Below are 21,208 nucleotides of genomic sequence, written 5' to 3'. Positions count from 1 at the left end.
CGCTTTTTTTTCATCTATTGAATACAATGAGAGCCAAATAGGCTTGACCTTGGAGTTGGCTCCAATGTGTATGCTTGGGCTATGATTCACTAATTAAGAGAATAGATGATGTGTAGTAAACATAAAGATTGCTGTTCTAGTAAAAAAACCGTATCAAAACCGGCTCATCAACATAGCTCGTGTTGTGGCACCTCACACCAATCGATGGATACATCAGACAAGCATGCAGGGCATAATCATTCTACTGCAGAGAGCGGTTGCAGTGGCGGTGATTCGCCGGATGACGACAGTGAGCCTGAGCGGCGAGCCGGTCAACATCAGCAGCGCTGGACGATTCTGGGGATGGACTGTCCCTCTTGCGCGCGCAAAGTTGAAACTGCCGTTAATAAGCTAGCGGATATTGAAGCGGTAAAAGTGGTCTTCAGTACCGAAAAATTGATTGTTGATTTCAATCATGCAGAAACAGAACAAAAAATAGAACAGGCGGTGAACGCGACAGGTTTTCGCTTACACAAGTCTGCTAGCCATTCCTCTCCAGACGTTGATTCCTCCCCATGGTATAAAGATTCAGACACCCAACGTATTATTGGTCTGGGTTTTGGTGTCGCCATTGCGGCGCTAACGGGGATGTGGAATACCACACTTAGCCAGTGGATGTATGTCATTGTCTGCCTAATTGGATTAATCCCGATCGTCGGTAGCGCATGGCGTTTAGCGAAATCAGGTACGCCATTTGCGATAGAAACCTTAATGTCAGTGGCGGCAATTGGCGCGTTATATTTAGGGGCGACGGCAGAAGCGGCAATGGTCATCGTTCTTTTCATGATTGGCGAACGCTTAGAAGGCTATGCGGCGTCTCGTGCCCGCAGTGGTGTTCAGTCGTTAATGGCACTCGTACCAGAAACGGCGATCCGCATTCAGGATAATCATCGTGAAGAGGTTGCCGCGAATGAACTCACACCGGGTGATATTGTTGAAGTGAGTCCAGGCAATCGCCTACCTGCTGATGGATGTCTGCTAGACGAGTTAGCGAATGTCGATGAAAGCGCATTAACCGGTGAGTCGATTCCCGTTGAGCATCATCAGAATGCACACCTAGCGGCGGGCTGTGTTGTGGTTGACCAAGTAGTACGTATTAAGATTACTTCTCGCCAGGGCGACAATGCCATTGATCGCATTTTACACTTGATGGAAGACGCAGAGTCACATAAAGCGCCGTTAGAGCGTTTTCTTGATAAGTTTAGTCGTTGGTATACACCGCTCATGTTATTTGTCGGCTTGGCCGTGGTGTTTATTCCTCCTCTATTTTTCGCACAGCCATGGGAAACTTGGTTATATCGTGGTCTGGCAACACTATTGATTGCATGTCCATGTGCTCTGGTTATTTCAACCCCCGCAGCGATTACCTCTGGTTTAGCCACTGTGACTAAGCATGGGGCGTTAGTAAAAGGCGGCGCAGCATTAGAACAACTTGGCAAGATTGACACTATCGCGTTTGATAAAACTGGCACATTAACGCAAGGTAATCCACAGGTGACCGATGTTTTGGTCGTTGATGGAATCGATGAGCATAGCCTAATTGCCAAGGTTGCGGCCGTTGAAAGCGGGTCGTCACATCCACTCGCCAAAGCGGTCATTCGCTACGCTCTCGCGTCTAATATTGCGTTTAAAGACGCTGAGCAGCGTAATGCACAAGCAGGGCGAGGCGTGAGTGGCGAGGTTGATGGTCGTTCGTATCGCATTGTGTCGCCGCGTTTTTGTGAACAAAGCGTGCAGTGGGAGTCGCTACTTCAATTGGAATCACAGGGTAAAACCGTCGCGTGTGTGTTACGAGACGAAGAATTAGTTGGAGCTGTGGCTTGGCAAGATACGCTTCGCCCAGAAGCCAAAAAAGCGATAGAGCAATTAAGCCAATTGGGTATTCGCAGTGTAATGCTGACTGGGGATAATGAACGTAGCGCTGCTGGCATCGCTCAACAGTTAGGCATGGACTATCAAGCCCAATTATTACCACAAGATAAAGTCAATGCTGTACGAGAACTCGCCAAAACTCAGCACGTTGCGATGATTGGTGATGGGATCAACGATGCGCCGGCCATGAAAGCCGCCCATATTGGTATTGCGATGGGAAATGGGACGGATGTCGCGCTAGATACTGCCGATGCTGCGTTAACGCAAAGTCGTTTAACCGCGTTAGCCAATATGATTGTGTTATCACGTTCAACCGTCAGCAATATTAAACAAAATGTATCAATCGCGTTAGGGTTAAAAGCCATTTTTCTGGTTACCAGTGTCTTAGGGGTGACCGGTTTATGGCTGGCTGTTCTCGCAGATAGCGGTGCAACTGCGTTAGTGACGTTGAATGCATTACGTTTATTACGATATAAGCAATCGGATTAGCTCAAGCGGTCTATACTCTCTCAATGACTCAGGTTATAGTGGATATTTCATGAAGTAAGTCACACTAATATGTAATGGTGTGATTTCCTATGACTGTTTTTGTGATATTGATCGATACCAAATATCAAGTTCTCACTTACAGTAAGTGATGTATCCCTATTTATCATAACTATGAAGAGCTGAATAAGCCGACTTAAGGAGTATCTTATGACTCAAGCTGTATTTCATTTAGGCGTAACCACAGAGGATCTTCAAGGAGCCACCTTGGCGATCATTCCCGGCGATCCGGCTCGCGTAGAAAAAATTGCTAACCTGATGGACAACCCACAATTTCTTGCCAGTCAACGTGAGTATACCGTGTATCGTGGTGAGCTCGATGGCAAGTCCGTTGTGGTCTGTTCTACTGGTATCGGTGGTCCATCAACGTCTATTGCCGTTGAAGAATTGGCTCAGCTAGGAGTGAGAACCTTCTTGCGTGTAGGCACTACGGGTGCGATTCAGCCACATGTTAACGTTGGTGATATGATTGTGACGACGGGCTCGGTACGCCTTGATGGGGCAAGCTCGCACTTTGCTCCGATGGAATTTCCTGCGGTTGCGGATTTTGAAGTGGCGACGGCAATGAAGCAAGCGGCCGATGAAAGCGGCGCTAAAGTGTTCACAGGGGTTACGGCCTCTTCTGATACTTTTTACCCAGGTCAAGAGCGTTACGACACGTTTAGTGGGCGTGTTGTGCGTCGTTTCCAAGGTTCGATGCAAGAGTGGCAAGACATGGGTGTCTTAAACTTCGAAATGGAATCGGCGACATTGCTGACCATGTGTGCAAGCTCTGGTTTAAAAGCAGGATGTGTGGCAGGTGTAATCATTAACCGTTCACAATCTGAAACACCGGATCATGACACATTGAAAAAAGCCGAAACACGCTCTATCAAAGTGGTGGTGGAAGCCGCGCGAAAACTTCTATAACACGGTTTGTTAATGTAAAAGCCCCATAATGCGTGTCAGTTCATTATGGGGCTTTTTTCATTCAGCTATTAAGCGATAACCAATTTAGGTAATGGAATAAATAAAGTTTTTGTCAGCCGGCTGAGAATTAAATCGTATTCATTGGCGATGGCCATAGAGAGTGAATGCATCAGTTGATAAAGCTCGAGCGCTTCTATATCGATCTCTTTTTCTTGTAAACAACGGTGTAATGTTTGTAATGCGAGTGAACACTCGGGGGTGGAAATCGGTAAAGCGCTAATGAAAGAGAGCTGATTCACTTTTTTATAGACAATATCGGCATACATGAGAAAACGTTGTTGACCCGCTTCGCTAGCAAGATCTTCAATGCAAATACGGAGTTGAGTTAACGAATCAAGACTGTCGATGACCATTTGCCATTGCTGGTGGTATTCATCACACAACATTTCTTTATTTGAAGTTAATAGCCAGTCCAAAACCACTTCATCGATTAAAAACATGCCATGACGAAGGGTTTTTCCGTGTGTCATTTGATTGCGACTGAGTGAGTACGTTGGCCACTCATGCATCAGCTCCTCTAGTTTGGCTTGGAAAATGCGATACATAGGTTTGTTATCTAAGTGCGTGGTGGAGAGGAGAGTGCTGGAGCGAGACGTGATTTGTTTTTGCAGACTCTCAATCTCAGGCGAGCGATCTTCATCTTGTAGTAAAGAAAGGTGAGTCTCACGACGATGTTGATGAGTCAGATTCAGGAGTTGACGTAGTTCTACCAACATATCGTATTGGCGCTGCATTAAAGCTTGCTGACGTTGAGAATACTTGTATATGGCCGCTAGTATCGCCAACGAAATGATTATCGTAAATAAGATAAACATAACCGACTCCAAGTTGGTGTACGTAAGTGTTCAGTTATGTTGCACGCTTAATGCCAAGTTTTTATTTTATATTTTTCAGTGATTTATGTTTATACTTGCGAATTTTTCGCACCAATGAAGTGCAGATTTTGTCCAGGTCGGTGCTGCTATAAAAAAAGCCCACATCGAATTGATGTGGGCTTTAGGCTGTCATAATACTCGGTGAACGCGTAATTACATGACGCGCATACCAGGTTGAGCGCCTTCATGGGGCTCTAAAATCCATAACTCGTCACCACCAGGTCCGGCAGCAAGAATCATTCCTTCAGACATACCAAACTTCATTTTGCGTGGTTTAAGGTTGGCGACCATCACAGTGTATTTGCCCACGAGATCTTCAGGTTGATAAGCGGCTTTGATACCTGAGAATACTTGACGGGTTTCACCACCAATATCTAATTGGAATTTCAGCAGCTTATTCGCTTTTGGTACCGATTCACATGAAATAATCTTCGCAATACGCATATCGACTTTCGCAAAATCATCAAACTCGATTTCATCCGCGATTGGGTCTTTATCCAATTCTGTTTGTTGAGCTTGAGTCGCCGCTTCTACCGCGGCTTTTTCTGCGGCTGCAACTTCTTTAGAATCTTCCAGCATATTTTCGATATGTTTCGGATCGATACGGTTAAATAGGGCTTTAAAGCGACTAATACTGTGATCCGTTAAGGGTGTTGCAATGCCATCCCAAGTCAGTTCTTGGTTTAAGAACGCTTCGGTTTTTTCTGCCAATAACGGCATGACAGGCTTCAAGTAAGTCATTAATACGCGGAATAAGTTAAGACCAACTGTACAAATGTCTTGTAATGCTTGTTCTTGACCTTCTTGCTTCGCGACAACCCAAGGGGCTTTTTCATCGACATATTGGTTGGCTTTATCGGCAAGAGCGGTAATTTCACGAATTGCTCGGCTGTACTCGCGGTTTTCAAATAGCTCACCAATATGCTGCGCAGCATCAACGAAGGATTGGTATAACTCTGGCTCTGCAAGCTGGGATGATAATTTGCCTTCAAAGCGCTTCGTAATAAACCCTGCGTTACGAGAGGCTAAGTTAACAATTTTATTGACGACATCCGAGTTAACACGCTGCGTAAAATCATCAAGATTTAAGTCAAGATCATCAATACGATTATTCAGTTTGGCAGCGTAGTAATAACGCAAGCACTCTGGGTCGAGGTGACGCAGGTAAGTACTCGCTTTAATGAACGTCCCTTTTGATTTAGACATTTTCGCGCCGTTAACCGTTACATAGCCATGTACAAAGACATTGTTAGGTTGGCGGTAACCTGCGCCTTCAAGCATCGCTGGCCAGAACAAGCTGTGGAAATACACGATATCTTTACCGATGAAGTGATAAAGCTCTGTTGAGCTATCTTTCTTCCAGTACTCGTCAAAACTTAAATCATCACGTTTGTCACAAAGGTTTTTGAATGAGCCCATGTAACCAATTGGTGCGTCAAGCCATACATAGAAGAACTTGCCTGCTTCACCTGGAATTTCAAATCCGAAATAAGGTGCATCGCGCGAGATATCCCATTGTTGAAGGCCAGATTCGAACCATTCTTGCATTTTGTTTGCGGTTTCTGTTTGTAGAGAACCTGAGCGAGTCCACGCTTTTAGCATGCTTTCAAATTGCGGCAAGTCAAAGAAAAAGTGTTCTGAGTCTTTTAATACTGGTGTCGCCCCTGATACGGCAGAACGTGGGTTGATAAGCTCGGTTGGGCTGTAGGTTTCACCACAAACCTCACAGTTATCGCCGTATTGATCTTCGGCTTTACATTTAGGACAAGAGCCTTTCACGAAGCGATCGGGCAAGAACATTTGTTTTTCAGGATCAAATAACTGCGAAATTGTACGACTTGATATAAAACCGTTTTTCTTCAGTTCGAGATAAATATGTGATGCTAACTCACGGTTTTCTTCACTATGAGTACTGTGATAGTTATCAAAACTAATGTTAAACCCTGAAAAATCTTGCTGATGTTCTTCACTGACACCGGCGATCATTTCTTCTGGCGTGATACCCATCTGTTGCGCTTTAAGCATGATTGGCGTGCCGTGAGCATCGTCTGCACAGATGAAGTTAGTTGTGTTGCCTCGTAGGCGCTGATAACGAACCCAAATATCAGCTTGGATATGCTCAAGCATATGACCCAAGTGGATAGAACCGTTAGCGTACGGAAGGGCACAAGTTACCAGAATTTTTCTCGGTTCAGTTGCCATACTTAATTATTCGCTTTTTTGATAGGTATTGAAAACAGTGGTGGATAATACTACCTCATGATAGGTAGAACGCCAAGCCGCAGTCCACATGGATCGAGGAACTTTTTCAAGCTTCTTTCTGAAGAGATTGAATGCTAGCATGGCAAAAAAAGGAGGGCTTATGCATTCGTTAACGTCCAAACACGATTTTTGCGTGTGGTTAAATCAATTTTCTCATCCTCATTTAATCCCAAATTGGGCCGATCAGCCTAATGTGGTATCGCTTTCGTCAGAGCACCTGTTGCAGATTGCCTTGCCTTTTGCGGTTAACGATATTAAAACCGAGCTAGCTCAATGGATTGAGGCTCAAATCGACAATAATGAGATTGACCGTATTGCTTATGAAATCATCGTCAAACCCAGCACATTACAAACCACGATCGACAAACCGATTCGTGGTGTAAAAAACATCATCGCTGTAACATCTGCGAAAGGCGGCGTCGGTAAATCAACCACAGCAGTCAATTTGGCATTAGCGTTATCACAATCAGGAGCCAAAACGGGTTTGCTTGATGCCGATGTCTATGGACCATCGGTCCCGTTAATGTTGGGTACCATAGATGCCAAGCCTGAAGTGGTCGATAACAAATGGATGCAGCCGGTTAAGGCGCACGGTATTTATACCCATTCCATTGGTTATTTAGTGGATAAAGCCAATGCGGCTATTTGGCGTGGGCCGATGGCCTCAAAAGCCTTTGAGCAACTACTGCGCGAAACCCATTGGCCAGAGTTAGATTACTTGGTCATTGATATGCCGCCTGGTACCGGCGATATACAATTAACTTTAGCTCAGCAAATGCCCGTCACCGGCTCAGTAATCGTCACTACTCCGCAAGATTTGGCGTTAGCCGATGCTCGCAAAGGAGCCGCGATGTTTGAGGAAGTGAATGTGCCGGTCATTGGCATTGTGGAAAACATGAGTTATCACATTTGCAGTCACTGTGGAGCGCATGAAGCGATTTTTGGCAGTGGTGGTGCCCAGTCGCTCGCATCTGACAGTGGTCTTGCCTTGTTAGCGCAAGTGCCTTTACACATGGCAATGCGTGAAGATATTGACGCCGGTATCCCGACTGTGGCTCGTCGTCCGGATAGCGAACATGCAGGCTATTATTTACAATTAGCTGAGCGGATTGCGTCGACGCTGTATTGGCAAGGGCAGGTCAAGCCCGATGCTATTGATGTAACATTCGTATAAGCGATTCAATCGAATAAAGCTTGATGCAGGGATAATGTAATCGTTATCTCTGCTGCTTTGTTAATCAAACAGTCTATTTACGCTGCATTTTCCCTGTTAGAATCTAGTATAACTGGCCTGTTCTCCCTATAATCAGGCGGTTTACCTAAATCCTCACATCTATCACGTATCGGGTGCTAATACATGTCTGATTATAATCAATGCGTCATCATTGGTATCGCTGGCGCTTCTGCCTCTGGAAAGAGTTTGATCGCAAGTACTGTCTACAAAGAACTTCGTGCAAAAGTTGGCGATAACCAAATTGGGGTGATTACGGAAGATTGCTACTACAAAGATCAGAGTCATCTTAGTATGGAAGAACGTGTAAAAACAAATTATGACCATCCTAGTGCGTTGGATCATGAATTGTTATGCGAGCATTTAGAACAATTGGAGCGTGGCGAAGCGGTTGATGTTCCTGAGTATAGCTACAGTGAGCATACCCGAACAGAACAAACGACGCGCATGACTCCAAAGAAAGTCATCATTTTGGAAGGTATTCTATTACTGACTGAACCCCGTCTACGTAACTTAATGCACGCGAGTGTCTTTATGGATACACCTTTAGATATCTGTCTATTGCGCCGTGTGAAGCGTGACGTGGAAGAGCGTGGTCGTACGATGGAATCGGTATTAAATCAATACCAAAAAACCGTACGTCCGATGTTCTTACAGTTTATTGAGCCGTCCAAACAGCATGCGGATATTATTGTTCCGCGTGGTGGTAAGAACCGAATTGCCATTGATGTCCTAAAAGCACATATTTCTAAACTTTTAAAATCATAATTTTTACTGAATAATGGCATAGAGTTAGAAACATTGACTAAGATAAGTGGCACTGATGTGCCACTTTTTTTTACCGCAAGGAACCCCGAGATGAAGAAGCTTTCTATCTTACTCGGTACGCTATTAGCCATCCTCGTTAGTTGCGTGATCGTGTTAGTGATTTTTGTTAATCCCAACCAATTTAAGCCATTAATTGTCAACCAAGTGAAAGATAAAACAGGGCTAGATCTCGTTATTACAGGCGATATTAGCTGGCAGTTTTTTCCATCGATTGGTTTTCAATTGGGGCAAACCGAATTAAAGAACCCGCAAGGGTATTCTTCTGCCAATATGTTTAAAGTTGATGAAGTAGGCATTGATGTCTCACTCTTTGGCTTGCTTGATCATGAGCTTAATATTGGCAATGTACGCTTGGAAGGAGCCGAAGTACACCTTGAGACATTGAAGAATGGTCAATCGAATCTGGATAGTTTTAAAGCGCCAGAATCGGCCAGCTCTCAAGCAACTAAATCTAAATCAACCCCATCTCAAGCAAAAGAAGAGCCGTCAGACACGGTTAAAACCGATGATTCGTCGCAACCTTGGGAGCTATCGGTACAAGGTGTGGATATCGTTAATGGGGTGTTGGATATCCAAGACCAACAAACGAAGACGTTTACTAAACTCTATGACTTACAACTCAGCCTTGATAACTTTGCGGTTAACCAATGGTCGAATGTCACCTTTGGTGCCAAAGGCTCACATAATCAACAGACCTTTGCGGTCTCTGGCACCACGGAACTGAATGTGTCTAATCCTTGGCAAGATAGCACGTTACGTGATATGTCAATCAAGGCCAGCTACAGCGACAAGCAAGTACAAATTAAGCAGGCAGAGGTGACGGCAGAATCGCTTAGCCTCACGAAGGAAAATCTTATCAAGTATCAGGTGTCTGGTAAGGCCAATGACATGGCATTGTCGGCCGATGGACAAGCATCGATGACGATTGATGAGGCATTGAATCATATTAGTTTGACACAATTTAATGTGAATACTCAGCTTGATGGTAAAAGTGTACCTAATGCGCCACTCAAACTGCAATTAGCCGCAAAGGGTAGTTATGACCTTGGTAAGAAGCAAGCAAAGCTTAATCTTGATACCTTAGACATCAATGAGATGCAATGGCAAGGTAAAGTCAACGCCAAGTTAGATGAGATCCCTAAAATTACCTTTTCTTTATCCAGCGATAATGTGGATTTGGATCCGTTTTTAGTGTCTCCAGAGGCTCAGTCTCAAGCAAAACCGAAAACGGTACCAGCGAAAACCCACGATCAATCGTTAATTGACCAAAAAGCGGCGGAGCCGGATCTCAGTGCGTTAAGTGGTTTAGATGTGAGCGGCTCTGTGAAGATGAAGCAGTTTAAAGCCGCCAATGCGAAACTACATAATGTTGATATTAACATGGCGATTCACCAAGGTAAGGTCTTACTCAACCACTTTGATGCGGATTTGTATGACGGTCATGTGAATGCTAAAGCGACACTGGATGGCAATGATTTACCCGCGACGTACAAAGCAAGCGGGACCATTAAACATGTTGAGGCATTGCCTCTACTAAAAGATCTCACGAAGAAGCAGTGGCTGGCAGGTAATATGAATGCCGATTTTTCCGTACAGGGCGCAGGCCTTACACCGGAGATACTTAAGCCTAATCTTGAAGGCTCTTTGGATATGGCTTTTAAAGATGGTTCGATTAACGGGGTCAATGTCGCGCAGTTGATTCGTACAACTTATGCCAAACTGAAAGGACAAAAGGTTGAAGATGATGCGCCGCAGAAAACTGATTTCAGTTCTTTAACGGCTAAAGTTAAATTAGATCAAGGTGTTGCCAATGTAACCAGCTTACATTTACAGTCACCTCTATTGCGTATTCAGGGGGAAGGCAGTGCTAACTATTTAGAAGAAACGATGGATATGTTAGTGCGTACTTCGCTGGTTTCTAGCCTTAAAGGGCAGGGTGGAAAGAGTATTGACGAACTGCGTGATGTCACTATCCCACTTAATATTCACGGTCAGTGGGCGAAGCCTAAATTCAAATTAGTGTTTGACGATGTGTTGAAACAGAAAGCGCGTAAGGAAGTCGATCGCGGTTTAGAAAAACTCGATGGTAAAATCAAAGACGAGAGAACCAAAAAAGCCGTTAATGGCTTGATTAAAGGCCTGTTTAACTAACGAGCCATTTTCATCGTCATGTTTATAAAAGCCTCATGCCATTCTATTGCATGAGGCTTTTTTGTTATTACCAATCAACGCCTTTAAGCGCTTTGATACCAGAATCAAAAGCATGCTTGGTGTTTTTAACTTCCGATACGGTATCTGCAAGCTCTATTAAGCGGCGGTGTGCGCCTCGCCCGGTGATAATCACAGATTGCATTGGCGGGCGCTGTTGTAGCGCGTCGATCACCTCATCGAGATCAATGTAGCCAAAGTTAATCATATAGGTGATTTCATCAAACAGCAGGACGTGTAATGAGGGATCTTGCAGCATGCGCAAACATTCTTTCCACACCGCTTGCGCTGCGTCGGTATCGGTTTGTTTGTTTTGCGTTTCCCATGTAAAGCCAGTCGCCATGACTTGAAACTCAACGCCAAGCTTTTCCAACACATTACGTTCGCCATTATCCCAAGTTCCTTTTACAAATTGGGCGACTGCACATTTCTGCTCGTGCCCGATAGCGCGCGTTATGGTGCCAAAGCCAGACGTAGATTTGCCTTTTCCATTGCCTGTGACTACCAGTAGTAATCCCTTTTCCTGTTGCGCTGACGCAATTTTCGCATCAACGTTTTCTTTAACTTTTTGTTGTCGTGCTTGATGTCTTTGTTGATCTGACATGATTAATCCTATTGCTGTCGCGATGAACGATGGTGATTATCATACGATAATGCGTAATCACTGAATACGACAAACTTGATAATATCGTACCGTTGCAAAGCAGCACATTATGCGACAGAGTGTATAGGTTCCATTAGGCTAGGAGAAAGCGATGACGATTGAACCACCAGTAAAAGTACTCATGGTTTGCATGGGCAATATCTGTCGTTCGCCAACAGCGCAAGCGGTGTTTCAATACCAAGCGCAAAGACTCGGCATCAACATCGATATTGATTCTGCAGGCACACTTGGTTTTCATGAGGGAGAAAAACCGGATCCGCGAGCGAGAGCGGCCGGTGAGCAACGCGGTTACTCTTTTGAGCACATGCGCTCACGCCCCGTTGCGTTGCAAGACTTTGCCCGCTTTGATTATATTTTTGCCGCCGATACGCAAAATGTGGCGGATCTCACCGCCATGTGCCCGCCGCAGTACCGTTATAAAATTCAATTACTGTTAGCCGGCCTCGGCCTTGAAACGGATGAAATTCCAGATCCCTATTACGGTGGAAGCGACGGTTTTGATTATGTCCTTGATTTACTCGAGCAAGCAGCGCAATTACGTTTGCCAGCTATGCAAACCACATGAGCATCCTCAATTGCATATTGGATGCCTGTTTTTATGACCTGAGTAGTGTTTTTTTGCTTAGTTTGTCATAGTTGTGTCAATGAAAGTGTATTAAGATCAATCGTTAACCATTTTATCAGCCAGAATAACGTGCTGTGGAAAAATGATATAACGCGCATGCTCGAATTGGTATTTTGACTTGCTTTGGGGTAACCCTGAAAAATGCTTTTAAAACAGATACTTAGAGTTTATTTTTTTGAACTCTCAAGCTCGGTTTAAACGCGCATGTGCACTATTAAAATGTTGGGCATCAAGCGAAATCGAAGCGGAGTGAATGTGGCAATGAAGAAATTTGACCTGAACATCGAGCGGATGCTTGAAAACTGGGATGCATACCATGCCATTCGGGAAATCATTGCAAACGCGCTCGACGAGCAAATATTGACTGGCACGCGGGAAATTACCATCTCCCGCGACGGCGACGGTAATTGGTGCATCAGGGACTTTGGCCGTGGCCTCCGCCACGAGCACTTCACGATGAACGAGAATCAGGAAAAGCTCGATCATCCCGGTCTCATCGGAAAGTTCGGCGTAGGCTTGAAGGACGCTCTGGCTACATTCGACCGAGTGGGCATCGAGACCCGTATCCGCTCTAAGTTCTGCGATGTCTCCTTCGATCGCTCTGAGAAGCATGATTTCTCTGATGTTATCACGCTGCACGCCTGCATCTCCGAACCGTCCGATCCGACATTCGTCGGAACTGAATTCATCTTGAAAGGTTGTTCTGTTGAGGACGTCGAGCAGGCGAAGTGTCTGTTCCTGTGTTTCTCCGGTGACGAAAACCTAGAAAAAACTCAATATGGAGAAGTCCTGCAGAAGGCGGGTAAGGTCTCCTTTATTTACATCAATGGCATCCGCGTAGCCGAAGAGGAGAATTTCTTGTTCTCCTACAACATCACTTCGCTGACGGCCGTTATCAAGAAAGCTCTCAATCGCGAAAGGACGAATGTCGGGAGAACCGCCTACTCGGACCGAGTGAAGTCCGTCCTGCTCGCTTCTTCTTCGGAAGCAGTTGCCAGAGCCTTAGTCGATGATCTCGGCAACTTCGGGAGCGGCACGCTGCATGACGAAATGAAATGGACGGATGTCTCCGTACATGCGTCGAAGATCACCAACGCATCTGGAAATGTACTGTTTCTAACGGATGAGGAGATGATGAATGCCCCGCGTTTCGTCGAAGAGGCTCGGGTGAACGGGCGGCAGATTATTACGATACCGAGCACTGTCAAAGAAAAGCTGTCGGGACAGGTCGATACGAAAGGTAACACGATACAGGATTTGGGTAATTTCATTTCTGAGTGGAATGATTGCTTCGAATTCAAATTCGTCCCGCCCGAAAAGCTTATGCAGGCCGAAAGATGGGTATTCGACATGACCGGAAGGCTAGCAGATCTTGTCGGTGGACTTCCTTCGAGGGTTCAATCGGTAAAGATCTCGGAGATTATGCGCCCCGAGACCGGAAGCTTCTCGGAGGCCAGCGGCCTTTGGACTGGCACGGAAATCATCATCAAGCGTAGCGAACTCGCTTCTGTCGAGAGCTATGCATCCACCTTGCTTCACGAGATCGCTCATGCCCGAAGCGGCGAAACCGACGTCACTATCGGTTTCGAGCACGAGTTGACCTCGCTTCTCGGGATGGTCGCGTCTAAGGCTCTACGCATAGCTTCCGCCGATACCCAATTGCCGCAAGAGTCGACAAAAACTCAAGTCGTTGAAATCCAGGCCGCATCACAGCACCCACAGGCTGCGAGACACGACCCTAGTCCCGCGAAGAAGGCGGGGTTCTGGAGTAGGTTGTTCGGTAATCCTTCAAGATGACATAATGATGTCCAACCAATCATTCCACCGTACCTTCGCAAAAGGCGCGAAGACCTAATAAACAACAATAAACAAGACACCCATACTATAAAAGGTTGCCAGTACAGGTACATGCGAACAGTACATCAACCCTGTTTGCATAAAAAAGAGCCGCGACGCGGCTCTTTTGATGATCCATAGGCTGTATTTGCCAACACATTTCTATCGTTTAAAAAGTATGGCTATATTGGAGACCCAATAAGATAGCATCGGCTTTCGTGGTTGCCGTTAAAGTTGTTCCCGCACCATTTTCGGTCACGTCCACTTTTTCGCCTAACAGATACGTCGCGCCAAAGTCGATAGTTGACTGTTTCGACAGTTTATACCCAATACCTGCAGAGAACCATTGGCGATCCGAATCAGGGACTGAAATCGACGTCAGTTTATCTTGAGCACTGGTATCGTACATGTAACCAGCACGTAAGGTGACGGCTTTTGTCATGTAATAGGTGCCGCCAATCGCGTAGTGCCAGCCATCTTGCCATTGGTATGGTTTTTTGTAGTTGCTGCCAGATGTTGCACTCACAATTGGAGATTGCGACGCATCTAAGTCATCAAAGTCGATATTGTCAAACGAATCCCAACCAATCCACTGCACGCTGTAATGCACCGCGAACTTGGTGTTTTTGATTTTATGAAAACCGGAAAACTCGGCAATGTCGGGCAGTGGTAGCGTAATTTCTTGGCCGTAATCGTCTTTTGCTGAAAATTTAGGGCTATAGTGGTAAGCAAAACCGAAACGGTTATTTTCATCTAATTCGTATACCGTACCGACGTTAAATCCAACGGCCCAGCCATCGGCTTTATCAACATCGACTAATGCCGTTCCTGCCGGAATGGTGGTGCCCAGTTGCGCTGAACTAGCTTGAGCTAACGTGTTACTTGCATAGCGCTGCATCGTGCCTTGACCATACAAAATATCGATGCCCGCGCCGAAACTCCATTCTTGATTTAAACGGTACGAACCGGCTAAACCTAAGTTGATGCTTTTAAGATCGGTTTTGCCTCCATATTCTGATGCAATATAGTCATCAGCAAATTCGGTCTTCGTGCCAAAGTTGGTGTAGGCATTGATACCCCAAGCAAACTTATCATTAACTGGCACAATTAAATGCAAGTTTGGCGCGACAGAGGTGCTACCGACATCATCGACGTCATCAACAGGTGCAACCCCGTTATAGGTTGCTTCGTTCACATCAATCAGTGTCTTGATGGTTTCAACCCCAAGAGACATTGCAGTGTGATCAAATAATGCCATGGTGGCTGGGTTACGAGCCATGGATGAGGCATTATCGGCGATCACTGCATCACCAGCAAATGCCCGACCGAGGCCAGTAGCGGATTGTGCATTCAATTGGAAACCGGCTGCGGATGCTTGTTGAGTCACAAGGCCGACGGCCACTGCGAGCAACGTTTTTTGATACAAGCGAGTCTTTTTCATTTTATTTATCCTACAAGTCTGCCTCTATAGGGCATTATTTTGAGTTAATACTCAATTTCGCGCTGATACTAGTGGCTAGTGTATAAGATACAAATCCGACCATTGCAAAAATAGGTGACATTTTGTGAGAAATTAGCGTGAACAAACGTAAATATGCAGGAAATATGCATTATTTAGAGTAATGACTCTATTTAGAGTTGGAAAAATGTCTTACACGACAATAATTCTATTTTTAACATAAAAATCAGATAGTTAATGGTTTTTAATCGTGCTAAAATCTTCGTAAGGACTGGTTCTGTATCAACCACCCGTGTTATATGGGGTTTAACTGCAACAAAATTGATCTGTTACAAATTTTATTTTGTTGAATGCGCTATATTGATGTTCGTCATCTCGTTAGTCGAAAGAGTAACGTGTGAGCAAGATGACCTTTCCTTTGAAGGCTGACTTTACTTTCTCCCTAATCAGTTCTCTGATTACTTTAGTTAACGCGAGTTAATTGTTTCATTGCAACCACACAGTTTACTGTGTGGTTTTTTTTTTTGCGGTTATTTTGAGAGCGCCGTCATCTCTCTCATTGTCGTTTTATGCCACAGAGCTCATGTTTGATAGCCCAGCAGTGGCGAAGCGTCTCGTTGTCATTACACTTACCTTTAGCGCTTATCATAAGGAAGGAGTGTTATGGTGACTCAGCAACAAGATCGAGTAGCATTTGTGTCAGGACTTCGGACCCCGTTTGCGCGGCAAGGTACGTCGCTCAAAGCATTAACCGCATTGGAATTAGGGCAACATGTCGTCAATGAATTGCTTTTACGTTCGCCGGTGGCTGCAAGTCGTATTGAGCAATTGGTTTTCGGGCAAGTCATTCAAATGCCCTCGGCTCCTAATATTGCCCGTGAGATAGTCCTTGGAAGTGCGATGCCTGTAACGACGGATGCTTATTCTGTTACTCGTGCTTGCGCGACAAGCTTTCAATCGGTTGCCAACATTGCGGATGCCATTTGGCAGGGGCGAATTACGACAGGGATCGCCGGTGGCGCTGATTCTAGCTCTGTTTTACCGATTGGATTATCTCGACCGTTAGCCGAGCGTTTACTCGCCATGAATAAACAAAAAACCTTATGGGATAAAGCGAAACAATTGCGTGGGTTACGATTTAAAGAGTACCTGCCAGTGCCGCCTGCGGTTGCGGAATATTCCACCGGAGAAACCATGGGGCAAGCGGCTGAAAAAATGGCAAAGACTTTCGGTATATCTCGCTTAGAGCAAGATCACTTTGCTCATCAATCACATCAAAAAGCTCATCATGCATGGGAATCTGGGTATCTTACTTCTCAAGTTATGACCATGTACCCCAAACCTTATACCGATTGGATTGAACGTGATAATACGTTGAGAGCTGACGCTTTATTGGTTGACTATCAATCTCTAAATCCCGTTTTTGATCGCCAGCATGGCTCAGTAACGGCGGCGAATAGTTCACCGATGACTGATGGTGCTGCTGCTTTACTCATGATGAGTGAAAAGCAAGCGAAAGCGTTAGGCATTCCCATCCTTGGTTATTTAAAAGACTACGCGTTTGCGGGGTTATCGGCTCAAGATGCGTTGTTATTAGGGCCCGCGTATGCAACGCCTAAAGTGTTAAAGCGGTGTGGATTACAGTTAACGGACCTGACATTGATCGATATGCATGAAGCGTTTGCTGCACAAGTACTGGCCAATACAAACATGTTTGCCAGTCGCCAATTTGCCAAGGAACAATTGGGGTGGGATAAGCCTGTGGGCGAGATTGATCCACAAAAGCTCAATGTGTTAGGAGGCTCGATTGCATACGGACATCCTTTTGCTGCCACTGGAGCACGGATGATCTTACAAACCTTGCATGAATTAAAGCGCCGTGGTGGTGGTCTTGGGCTCACGACGGCTTGCGCTGCAGGTGGGCTAGGGGCAGCAATGATATTGGAGGTAGAGGCATGACACAAACGAGTGGATTTTCTTATACGCGAGATGCACAGGAAGTCGTATGGCTCGCCGTTGATGTGCCTAATGCCAAAGTGAATACGCTAAAGGCCGAAGCGTTTGATGATGTCGCCGAGATTTTGCAGCAACTGGAAGTGAATCCGCCTCAAGCTGTCATTCTCTATTCGCTTAAAACGGATCATTTTATTGCTGGCGCTGATGTTGCCATGATCGATGCATGCGAAAGTGCTGAGCAAGTTAAAGATATTGCCAAGCGAGGGCAGCAAGTATTTCAACGGTTAGCAAATTTACCGTGTCCAGTGGTTGCCGCTATTCATGGCGCTTGTCTGGGAGGCGGGCTGGAGCTTGCGCTGGCGTGCGACTATCGTGTGTGTAGTGATGCTAAAGTGACAAATTTTGCGTTCCCTGAAGTGCGTTTAGGTTTACTTCCGGGAGCCGGAGGGACGCAGCGTCTACCGCGATTAATTGGTGTCTTACCTGCATTAGACCTCATCATGACAGGTAAAACGATTTCGGTGAAAAAGGCTCATAAGTTAGGTTTGGTTGATGAAGTTGTTTCAGAGCATCAATTACTTAAAGTAGTTAAAGATAGCGTGCTTACTAAGCATATTCGAAAACGCACGCTTGATTCTTGGCAATGCCAGTTATGGAATAAAAGTCGTTGGATCGATTGTCTAATGGTGAAATCAGACTTTGTAGCCAAACAAGTGATTGCTAAAGTACGAACTAAAATGCTGACAAAAACGGCGGGACATTATCCAGCGCCGAAAGCGATTTTAGAGGTGTTTTATCACGGTATTCAGTCAGGGTTTTCTACTGGACTTGAGCAAGAATCTGACCAGTTTGGCTGTTTAGCTATGACTCCTGAATCCCAGGCATTACGGCGTTTATTCCATCAAACGACGGCCCTTAAGCGTGAACAAAATAGTGACGCTGTTAATAGCATTACTCAGGTAATGGTATTGGGGGGCGGTTTAATGGGGGCAGGAATTGGTTATGTCAGTATGACAGCAGCCGAAGCCAATGTACGCATTAAGGACATTCAGCATTCGGGAGTATTAGCGGCATTGCGTCATTGTCACGACACCTTAGCAAACAAAGTTGTGATGCAGAAAATGACACCGCGTGAACAGAATACCTATATGCAGCGGTTATCCGGAAGCGTTGATTGGCAAGGAGTGCAGCAATGTCAGCTCATCATAGAAGCGGTATTTGAAGAGTTGAGTATCAAGCAGAACATGGTTAAAGAGGTCGAATCTCAGGCCGACCAATCAGTAATCTTTGCCTCTAATACATCGTCGATACCCATTAGCCAAATCGCTGAGGGCGCTGAACGCCCAGAAAACATTATTGGCCTACATTACTTTAGCCCAGTAGAAAAAATGCCTCTGGTGGAAATTGTACCTCATCAGGGTACCTCCTCACAGACGATTGAACGCGTCGTGATGTTTGCGAGGCAACAAGGTAAAACCCCAATTGTTGTTAAGGATAGTGCGGGTTTTTATGTGAATCGTATTTTGGCGCCATTTTTGCGCGAGGCATTAGTGATGCTGGAAAATGGTGAGCCGATTACCGATATTGATCAGGCTTTGACCGCATTTGGTTTTCCAATGGGGCCATTTAAGCTTCTTGATGCGGTGGGTATTGATGTTTGTAATAAGGTCATGCCTGTGATGATAAAAGAGTTAGGAGAGCGTTTTGTTGGGCCGAATATCTTGCAAACTATGATAGATAAACAGTGGCTCGGTAAAAAATCTCGGCTTGGGTTTTATGATTATCAAGGTAAAGGTAAGGTTGTTGTTAACGAAAAACTGTATGCACAGTTGCATGTCACGCCAGAAAACTATTTAACGGCAGAAACCATTGCGATGCGCTGCCTATTACCGATGTTAAATGAAGCGGCTCGGTGTTGGGATGAGGCGGTGATCATCAATGAGCGAGATGGTGATATTGGCGCGATTTTTGGCTTAGGGTTTCCGCCATTTTTAGGCGGGCCATTTGATTATATGCAACATTTTGGCAAGGACTCGCTGTTAGAACTTATGCACAGTTATGCGCAAAAATATGGCGAGCATTATTTACCGAGTGAAGGTTTACAGCGCTGGTTCGTGTCACAAGATAACAATAAGAATGATGGCTAGATAAAATGGATTAGTATCACCTGGGTATCGACCTAGTCTTGAGTTTATTGATACTCTCAAAGCGCGAGCTGATCAATGTGTGATGAGCTGACGGCGTATTTATAATGACTGTAAGGAGAGTGCACTATGGACGCACTAGAAATGCTGCTAAACCGACGTTCTATGGCGAAGTTGAAGGAGCCTGCTCCTCATGGGGAAGTACTAGAAAATATTATCCAAGCAGGATTGCGAGCCCCAGATCATGGGTTATTGACGCCATGGCGCTTTGTTATTGCGCAAGGTGAAGGCTTAGATACTTTATCCGCTATTTTTGCCGAAGCAGAAATCAAATCCGGTAGTGATGAAGTTATAGTTAATAAAGCCAAAAATGCACCTAAGCGTGCACCAATGGTGATTACTGTTATTGCGACCGTTAAACCACACGAGAAGGTTCCGGCTTTAGAGCAGCATTTATCGGCAGGATGCGCGGTGCAAGCAATGCAGATGGCAGCATTAGCACAAGGTTTTCAAGGCATGTGGCGCAGTGGTAGTTGGATATTTAATGAGAACGTAAAAAATGCTTTTCATCTTGAGCAAAACGATCAGATTGTTGGGTTCTTATATTTAGGATCACCTGCAATGAAACCGCTGGATGTGCCACAACGTAATAGCCAAGACTTTGTTAGCTATTTGTAAAGATATGTAATTTATTATGTTAAATGGAAAGGGTCTTGATGACCCTTTTTATCCATGTTTTTAGGTTAAATCGTATCCAATAACGAAGTCGATGAAGAGACGAACTTTTTCGGGCAAGTGATCTTTGTGGTTATACAGCATGTAAATATCACGGGGGTTAGCAGACCAATCATCGAGTACGCGTTTCAACGTTCCAGCTTCAATATACTCTTCTGACATCATATCTGGCATGAGTGCAATACCTAGCCCTTGTGTGCATGCATGCCTGACAACATCAATCGTATTAGCTTGAAAGCGCCCTTTGTCCATATTGACAACATTGTCCCCTTTGCTATTAGTTAAATGCCACTTAATTAAAGGGTAACCTTTGAGTAGATAATGTTGATGTAAGTCATCGGCGTGAGAGGGAATAGGATTTAATGCGAGATAATCAGGACTTGCGACAAGTACGTCTTTCACTTCGCTAAGTTTACGGGCAATAAGGCTTGAATCACGTTGTGGACCAACCCGAAAAATCACATCCCATTCCGTCGGATCAAGTTGATCGGCATGATTACTGGTTGTTAGTTCAATGTTGATGTCGGGATATTGTCGCATAAACGCGATAAACATCGGCATCATTAAGCGTTTAGTTAAGTTTGAAGGGGCGGAAATTTTTATTTTACCCGATGCGCCACGACATTCATCCGTAATTTCTTCGGTCATACTGGCTAATCGATTGAGTAAAGGAGAGCATTCGTTAAAGAATCGTTCCCCAGCTTCGGTTAACGACAGTTTTCTCGCATGACGATTCAGCAATCTAAGATTTAAGGAATCTTCAAGTGCCTGAATGCGTCGGGTAATGGTGGCTACTGGAATCATAGTCTTACGGGATGTCGCCGTGTAGCTGCCATTTTCGACCACCAGTCGAAAGAGGTTGAGGTCATCTAATTTCATAGTTCCTGACACATTATTTACTGGGGTGGATTAATTTATCTCTACCTCAAAATTTATTGCTTGAGGCATGTCAATACGAT

Annotated in this window: 15 protein-coding genes; 10 read left to right on the top strand and 5 right to left on the bottom strand. The window is 45.0% G+C overall.

Features of this window, described 5'->3' with window-relative positions:
- Positions 1 to 108: 108 nt before the first annotated feature.
- Both OCU30_RS08100 and udp read left to right on the top strand, forming a co-directional pair.
- A complete protein-coding gene (locus OCU30_RS08100) occupies positions 109 to 2,400 on the top strand; it encodes a zinc/cadmium/mercury/lead-transporting ATPase (RefSeq protein ID WP_077313632.1) in 2,292 nt (763 codons plus the stop codon).
- Positions 2,401 to 2,607: 207 nt separating this feature from the next.
- Entirely contained in the window at positions 2,608 to 3,366 is a 759-nt protein-coding gene (gene udp / locus OCU30_RS08095; protein WP_077312356.1) for a uridine phosphorylase, read from the top strand.
- A gap of 68 nt (positions 3,367 to 3,434) precedes the next feature.
- Here udp and OCU30_RS08090 read toward each other — a convergent pair whose 3' ends face one another.
- Positions 3,435 to 4,241: a hypothetical protein gene (locus OCU30_RS08090; protein WP_077312358.1), complete on the bottom strand. Its 807-nt coding sequence runs from the start codon at positions 4,239 to 4,241 to the stop codon at positions 3,435 to 3,437.
- Positions 4,242 to 4,454: 213 nt separating this feature from the next.
- Positions 4,455 to 6,503 (bottom strand): methionine--tRNA ligase, encoded by a 2,049-nt coding sequence (gene metG / locus OCU30_RS08085; protein ID WP_077312360.1) that lies wholly within the window; start codon positions 6,501 to 6,503, stop codon positions 4,455 to 4,457.
- Between the two features lie 160 nt (positions 6,504 to 6,663).
- Here metG and apbC point away from each other — a divergent pair, with 160 nt between their 5' ends.
- The 3 genes from apbC (at position 6,664) to OCU30_RS08070 (ending at position 10,773) form a co-directional block, all read left to right on the top strand.
- Positions 6,664 to 7,737, top strand: coding sequence for an iron-sulfur cluster carrier protein ApbC (apbC, locus tag OCU30_RS08080; RefSeq protein WP_077312362.1), 1,074 nt, complete (start codon positions 6,664 to 6,666; stop codon positions 7,735 to 7,737).
- Positions 7,738 to 7,920: 183 nt separating this feature from the next.
- On the top strand, positions 7,921 to 8,562 hold the full coding sequence (udk, locus tag OCU30_RS08075; protein WP_077312364.1) for a uridine kinase: 642 nt from the start codon (positions 7,921 to 7,923) through the stop codon (positions 8,560 to 8,562).
- A 90-nt stretch (positions 8,563 to 8,652) separates the two neighbouring features.
- On the top strand, positions 8,653 to 10,773 hold the full coding sequence (locus OCU30_RS08070) for an AsmA family protein (RefSeq protein ID WP_077312366.1): 2,121 nt from the start codon (positions 8,653 to 8,655) through the stop codon (positions 10,771 to 10,773).
- Between the two features lie 67 nt (positions 10,774 to 10,840).
- Here OCU30_RS08070 and cobO read toward each other — a convergent pair whose 3' ends face one another.
- Positions 10,841 to 11,434 (bottom strand): cob(I)yrinic acid a,c-diamide adenosyltransferase, encoded by a 594-nt coding sequence (gene cobO / locus OCU30_RS08065; RefSeq protein WP_077312368.1) that lies wholly within the window; start codon positions 11,432 to 11,434, stop codon positions 10,841 to 10,843.
- Positions 11,435 to 11,585: 151 nt separating this feature from the next.
- On the opposite strand from cobO, the gene OCU30_RS08060 reads away from it, so the two are divergent.
- Both OCU30_RS08060 and OCU30_RS08055 read left to right on the top strand, forming a co-directional pair.
- Positions 11,586 to 12,059 carry a low molecular weight protein-tyrosine-phosphatase gene (locus OCU30_RS08060; RefSeq protein WP_077312370.1) on the top strand — a complete coding sequence of 158 codons (474 nt, stop codon included), beginning with the start codon at positions 11,586 to 11,588 and terminating at the stop codon, positions 12,057 to 12,059.
- A 321-nt stretch (positions 12,060 to 12,380) separates the two neighbouring features.
- Positions 12,381 to 13,916, top strand: coding sequence for an ATP-binding protein (locus OCU30_RS08055; protein ID WP_077312372.1), 1,536 nt, complete (start codon positions 12,381 to 12,383; stop codon positions 13,914 to 13,916).
- A 208-nt stretch (positions 13,917 to 14,124) separates the two neighbouring features.
- Here the strand turns inward: OCU30_RS08055 and OCU30_RS08050 are convergent, their stop codons facing one another.
- Positions 14,125 to 15,396 carry an outer membrane protein transport protein gene (locus tag OCU30_RS08050; protein WP_077312374.1) on the bottom strand — a complete coding sequence of 424 codons (1,272 nt, stop codon included), beginning with the start codon at positions 15,394 to 15,396 and terminating at the stop codon, positions 14,125 to 14,127.
- Positions 15,397 to 16,077: 681 nt separating this feature from the next.
- Between OCU30_RS08050 and fadI the strand changes: the two genes are divergently transcribed.
- The 3 genes from fadI to OCU30_RS08035 all read left to right on the top strand — a co-directional run bounded on the left by fadI (position 16,078) and on the right by OCU30_RS08035 (position 20,192).
- Positions 16,078 to 17,373, top strand: a complete 1,296-nt coding sequence (gene fadI, locus OCU30_RS08045; protein ID WP_077312376.1) for an acetyl-CoA C-acyltransferase FadI — start codon at positions 16,078 to 16,080, stop codon at positions 17,371 to 17,373.
- Positions 17,370 to 19,517 (top strand): fatty acid oxidation complex subunit alpha FadJ, encoded by a 2,148-nt coding sequence (gene fadJ / locus OCU30_RS08040; protein ID WP_077312378.1) that lies wholly within the window; start codon positions 17,370 to 17,372, stop codon positions 19,515 to 19,517. Before fadI ends, fadJ begins: the two co-directional genes overlap by 4 nt.
- A 126-nt stretch (positions 19,518 to 19,643) precedes the next feature.
- Complete coding sequence (locus tag OCU30_RS08035; protein ID WP_077312380.1) at positions 19,644 to 20,192, top strand: NAD(P)H nitroreductase; 549 nt, start codon at positions 19,644 to 19,646, stop codon at positions 20,190 to 20,192.
- A 60-nt stretch (positions 20,193 to 20,252) separates the two neighbouring features.
- Here OCU30_RS08035 and OCU30_RS08030 read toward each other — a convergent pair whose 3' ends face one another.
- On the bottom strand, positions 20,253 to 21,128 hold the full coding sequence (locus OCU30_RS08030; RefSeq protein WP_077312382.1) for a LysR family transcriptional regulator: 876 nt from the start codon (positions 21,126 to 21,128) through the stop codon (positions 20,253 to 20,255).
- Positions 21,129 to 21,208 lie beyond the last annotated feature (80 nt).

The sequence above is a fragment of the Vibrio palustris genome, assembly GCF_024346995.1.
Classification (GTDB): Bacteria; Pseudomonadota; Gammaproteobacteria; order Enterobacterales; family Vibrionaceae; genus Vibrio; species Vibrio palustris.
The sequence above is the reverse complement of the archived record's forward strand: the minus strand, read 5'-3'. Positions and strand labels throughout refer to the sequence as shown.